Raw genomic sequence first — 3,440 nt, forward strand, 5'->3', positions numbered from 1 at the left:
GAACCGGGCGTGTGTTGACAGAGGACGGGAAACCTTCATCCGGTGGTACCGGGAGCATGCACGCACTATCCTGGAGAACCGGGTAAATCGATATAAGGACAGGTTTGCAGCGCAACCGACCGGCTTGAAGATTCTCGATCTCAAGTACCGGTGGGGATCGTGTTCACAGGACGGCACGCTTAATTTTCACTGGAAGACGATTCTTGCACCGATGACGATTGTGGATTACATCGTGGTTCATGAGATGGCTCACCTGATCGAGCATAATCACACCCCCGAGTTCTGGGAACTCGTCGGAACGGTTCTATCCGATTACGAGAAGAGAAAAGAGTGGCTCGAGAGGAACGGGAAATACCTGGATATTTAAAATTTCATAGGGCACCTCACCCCCCGCCGAGCACCCGCACGATCACCGCCACCACCCCACCAGCACCTCCGCTAGTCCTCCCCCTCTGAATCCTTATGCCGGATACCGCTTCCACTTCCGCACCTTTGCCAGGTCGATGGAGAACCCTTTGATTTCTCTCACCGCCCCGACACTCATACCGTCTCTCCCTCCTCACGGATCACGGGCTTGCCCATCGCGGCCTCGATACGGTCGAGGATCTCCTCGTACCGCCGGTCGTAGAACGCCCAGAAGTCGTCGTTCCGAAGCGCTTCCGGATCGATGACATGTGAGCGCAGGATCTGATCAAGGCGCTCCGCCGGAATCCCTTCATTCTTCTCGATCCGCCGCAGATATTCGCTCGGCGCATTTCCGCCGATCATCCGGTTAGTGCGTGCCGAGAGAGGTGCCTTGTTGATGATGCAGTCCACTGCTGTCCAGTGCTTGTTGATATCCTGCTCGTCGGCATGGTCGTCGCACCATTTTCGGGGGAAGATGTGGTGAATATCGACGTTCTCATCGTAATAACTGGTAATATCGATCGGCTGGCCGGAGCGGAAGTCCTCGCACCCGTCCCGCATCATCAGCGCAAAGATACCCTTGTATGCCGCACTCCGGCGGCTTGTCAGTTCTTCGAGGCGGGCTCCGGAGAACGTGGCCTCTTTCACCGCCGTAGGTTCGTCGCCACCCCGGAACCATGCGATCAGTTCGGGGAGATCCTTGGCAAACCGGCTCTCGATCGTGCTCCCATATAATTCGCCGAAGACCCCGCACCAGTACCACCGCGAGAGGAGTTTTCTCACCGTATCGTTATCCGCCTCATCGCCCAGAACCGCGAGAGTGGCGGCCAGCGGGACGATCTGCGTCCGGTACGGCAGGTCGCGGCCGATAAAGATCTTCTGCATCCGCAGGAACTTGGCCGCCTTCAGGAACCCTTCGACCACCGCGTCCCGGTGCTCAAGGTAATCATCAAGTTTGAGTTTGAGTATGTCTTTGCGCTTGCAGCTGATTGCAGGCGCACGCCCGTCCGGATCGGTTCCGTCGACGTGCTCCCGGTACCGCTTCATCGTTGCAAGCAAGGTGACCGCCTGGAGGAAGTCGTCGCTCGGGATCTTCCTCAGGACCTCTTCTCTGGCGAATCGTTTTACGATCTCCTGCCAATCGTTACGGAGCGAGAAATTATCGGCTGCGAACGTGGCGGTCAGGAGTTCGAAGACCGTCAGTGTTACCCCGCCGGTGTTCACCTTCTCGAAGACAAGGCAGACCGCCTCTTTTGGAGTGTCCCTCCCCATCTCGATGACCGGAAGCTGGTACTGCTCAAACCGCTGGACGATCTCCTTGTAAAATTGATTGAAGGTTCTCATCTTGGTTTTATCATAGTCCCAGTACTCGTCGTACCCCTCTTTCCAGGTGAAACTGTCATACACCTGTTTCACCGGAAAGAGGCCAGCCGCATACTCCTTCTCCAGTGTGGAGTAGTCCTCCATGACCTCGCCCCGGAAGTTCCTGACGTACTTATCATCCGAGATGCTCCGGATGCACTCTTCACGATCCTCGTTGGGATCCAGACATTTTTCAATGTCAAAGTAATAGTGCCGGAAGATTGTCTTCTTCTTAATATCCTCGGTAACCACCGCTCCCGGCTTGATCAACGCCTGGAAAAGGGCAGTGAGTCGTTGCTGCCCGTCGAGAATCAGCTTATCCGGTTCGACGGCTGGTTCAGGGGGTACCCCCTCTATCGCCCGCGGTTTGAATCGGCACTCGCTATTCCCGGTCTCAAGCATCATTACAGCCCCGATTGGGAACGAGAGGGAGACACTCGAGAGCAGGCTCCGGATCCGGTTGTCATCCCACACCCATCCGCGCTGGAAGTCGGGGAGTTGAATCTTGCGTTCGTTGATCGCCCCAAGAATATCCTTGAGGAAAACCTTGTTGCTCTGGAAACTTGTAATCCCCGCCGTCATTCTTCATCCTCCTCGAGGTCGATGAGATCGTAACTCGTCCGCATCACCCCGATATCGTATTCGATAAGCAGGTTCACCATCTGCTCGCCGCTCATCAGCGCGATGGGTGTCTTGTCCGGCTGCTCCGCCTCCTGCCGGGCGCCGGTTGAAAAGTCGCTTGTGGTGATGATCAGCCCCTGCTCGTGCACGCCGAGGGAGCCCCTGACCTGCTGGACGACCGGCGCCTGGATGTTGTTCTTCCAGCGTTTCACCTGGACGGCCATCTTCGTTTTGATGACATCACCGGCAACAAGCGTCCCTCGCACGTCGATGCCCCCGTCGCTGCTCGCGGGGGTGACCGCGACATCCTCGAACCCGATCTTTGCGAGCAGTTCCCCGACAAGTTCCTCGAACGCGGTGGGTCCATCGTCCTGATCCGGTGCATGAGGTGCTCCCGCACCTCCCGGTTGTGTACCTCGATCTGGTAGGGGAGCCCCTGTTCGTGCCACCGGGTCAGCCCGACGTAGCCTTTGCCGAGTTTCTCGAACCTCGGGAGTTCCCCCCGTTTGTTCTGCCGCTGGATCTCGGTGAGGATCGCGGCGTACATCGTCGCCTCGGGGGTCAGGCCGCCGGTTGTGATCAGGTCGAGGTCGAGAGCCTTTCGGGTGATATCCCGGTAGTGCATCGGTTGCCTATCTGCATAATCCTCGAGCACCATTTCGGCGGCGTCGAGGAAGGACATGCTATCCCGCTCGGGTTCGGGCTCCGGAGAGGGGTTAGGATCTCCAGCCTCACGGTACCCGAAGAGGCCGGGAGCTGCTCGATAAAATCTGGACTGCTCCCGGTTTCTTTTGATATCAACAGCAATCCGGGCGTTGACCGAATCCCAGGGGGTCAGCCCTGCACTCGACCAGAGACCTCGATCGAGCATTCGTTGCGTGATCTCGCGGTAGTGGAGCGGTTCGCCTGCTACACGGAGCACCTCATATGCGGCATCGAGAACGTTCATCCCATCATCTCCTGCCCAGATAGCCGAATATCTGCGTTCGGGTTGATGTCACCGATAATTTGCTCTTTGGTTGCGGAGAGTGTTCCGTGCGCTGAAAATCCTC

Annotated in this window: 4 protein-coding genes; 1 reads left to right on the forward strand and 3 read right to left on the reverse strand. The window is 57.4% G+C overall.

Annotated features, from left to right (window positions below; all coding sequences use genetic code 11):
• On the forward strand, positions 1-367 hold a 367-nt coding region (locus EI28_RS11745), incomplete at its 5' end, for a M48 family metallopeptidase (protein WP_048115056.1).
• 173 nt (positions 368-540) lie between these two features.
• Here EI28_RS11745 and EI28_RS11750 read toward each other — a convergent pair.
• From EI28_RS11750 to EI28_RS11755, 3 genes are read right to left on the reverse strand one after another with little or no spacing between them, the layout of a single operon-like run.
• A complete protein-coding gene (locus EI28_RS11750) occupies positions 541-2,349 on the reverse strand; it encodes a DUF262 domain-containing protein (RefSeq protein ID WP_048115058.1) in 1,809 nt (602 codons plus the stop codon).
• Positions 2,346-2,708 (reverse strand): restriction endonuclease, encoded by a 363-nt coding sequence (locus tag EI28_RS14475; protein ID WP_231476804.1) that lies wholly within the window; start codon positions 2,706-2,708, stop codon positions 2,346-2,348. The genes EI28_RS11750 and EI28_RS14475 overlap by 4 nt, the downstream gene beginning before the upstream one ends.
• Complete coding sequence (locus EI28_RS11755; protein WP_197018507.1) at positions 2,597-3,337, reverse strand: winged helix-turn-helix domain-containing protein; 741 nt, start codon at positions 3,335-3,337, stop codon at positions 2,597-2,599. The genes EI28_RS14475 and EI28_RS11755 overlap by 112 nt, the downstream gene beginning before the upstream one ends.
• Between the last annotated feature and the right edge of the window lie 103 nt (positions 3,338-3,440).

Origin of the sequence: Methanoculleus sp. MH98A (genome assembly GCF_000691865.1) — an archaeon.
In the GTDB taxonomy this organism is placed as follows: domain Archaea; phylum Halobacteriota; class Methanomicrobia; order Methanomicrobiales; family Methanoculleaceae; genus Methanoculleus.

Bases quoted from the DNA above. Each gene is read 5' to 3' on its own strand.
- EI28_RS11755 (WP_197018507.1), bottom strand. From the start codon at position 3,337: ATGAACGTTCTCGATGCCGCATATGAGGTGCTCCGTGTAGCAGGCGAA.
- EI28_RS11750 (WP_048115058.1), bottom strand. From the start codon at position 2,349: ATGACGGCGGGGATTACAAGTTTCCAGAGCAACAAGGTTTTCCTCAAG.